The 1,162-nt window shown below is 39.8% G+C and carries 2 protein-coding genes; both read left to right on the forward strand.

Annotated elements, in window-relative coordinates; genetic code table 11:
- Positions 1-111: 111 nt before the first annotated feature.
- Positions 112-513, forward strand: coding sequence for a hypothetical protein (locus BUB13_RS18475; RefSeq protein WP_072910232.1), 402 nt, complete (start codon positions 112-114; stop codon positions 511-513).
- A gap of 134 nt (positions 514-647) precedes the next feature.
- Positions 648-986 (forward strand): hypothetical protein, encoded by a 339-nt coding sequence (locus BUB13_RS18480; protein WP_072910233.1) that lies wholly within the window; start codon positions 648-650, stop codon positions 984-986.
- Positions 987-1,162 lie beyond the last annotated feature (176 nt).

A 1,162-nucleotide genomic window follows, 5' to 3' on the forward strand; every position in this document is an offset into this window, starting at 1 on the left:
ACGGAAAATGCGTCTGCGCTAAATTGAAAAACAAAATCTAAAATTGCGGTGGTGGCCGAACCTTCGCGTCGCCGCCGGTTATCATGAACCGTTAGCTGGCAAGGAATAATAATGATGAAAACGATACTTGAAATTTATGCATTAGCAGTATGCTTTTTTACTGTAGCCTGTTTCGTGATAACACTCGGGCTTGCCCTTTGGAATGTAGTTGAATTGTCAGCACCAGAATTCACCATAAATAACCAAAAATATGAATGTCACCAAACTGACGAAGCGTATAGAGACTGTTTCAGCGATCAATATAAATATAGAAAAAAAGAATCCCCTGAAACATTTCCAACAGGTGAAGTTCTTACCAAAAAGCGTGAATTTGAATACAGTCAAATAATAAAATCAGAAAGACGGGAAGCGCTACAAGGAATTGTACAAAAAAGCATTATCATTCTTGTCGACATTATACTGTTCATCATTCACTGGAAACTAGCAATAAGAGCCAGAGAGAATGCCAGCTAACCAACTAATCAACCGGACGGAAAACGCTTCTGCTTTAGGCCGAAAGACAAAATCTAAATTGTGGTGGTAGGCCGAACCTTCGCGGCGCCGCCGGTTATCATGAACCGTTAGGTGCAAAAATAAGGAGGGGCAAAATGGAATCAATCCAGTTACATTTGTTCAAAGATAGCTTCAGCCCTTTCCTCACCCTTTTAAACGAAAAAGAAGTTCAATATAAAATGCGGGCAGTTCGTTCAGCGGAACCAATGGCCTGCGCGGAAATTATCGAAATATTGAAAACTGACGGTTTCTGGCAAGGCTTAGCGGCAGTAATCGTTGCGTTTATCAAATATCGAAATTCAAGAAAAGTCATCATCACAACAAATGACAATAAAATCATCCACGCAGAAAATTTGACAAAAGAAGAACTCGAAAACATCCTGAAAGAATCGAAAAGCGTAACTGCAATAGAATCAAAAAAGAAAAGCACCTAACAAACTAATCAACGCGGACGGAAAATGCGTCTGTGCAAAACGGAAAAGCAAAATCTAAAATTGCGGTGGTGTGCGAGCATTTCGTCGCCGCCGGTTATCATGAACCGTTAGCTGCAAAAATATGAATGCAATAGAAGCCACAAAAGAAAAATTGAAAAAATTCCCAGAAATCCATT

This window comes from Malonomonas rubra DSM 5091, assembly GCF_900142125.1.
In the GTDB taxonomy this organism is placed as follows: domain Bacteria; phylum Desulfobacterota; class Desulfuromonadia; order Desulfuromonadales; family Geopsychrobacteraceae; genus Malonomonas; species Malonomonas rubra.

What these genes read in the sequence shown, in the direction of transcription:
- BUB13_RS18480 (WP_072910233.1), top strand. Translation starts at nt 648, where the DNA reads ATGGAATCAATCCAGTTACATTTGTTCAAAGATAGCTTCAGCCCTTTC.
- BUB13_RS18475 (WP_072910232.1), top strand. Translation starts at nt 112, where the DNA reads ATGATGAAAACGATACTTGAAATTTATGCATTAGCAGTATGCTTTTTT.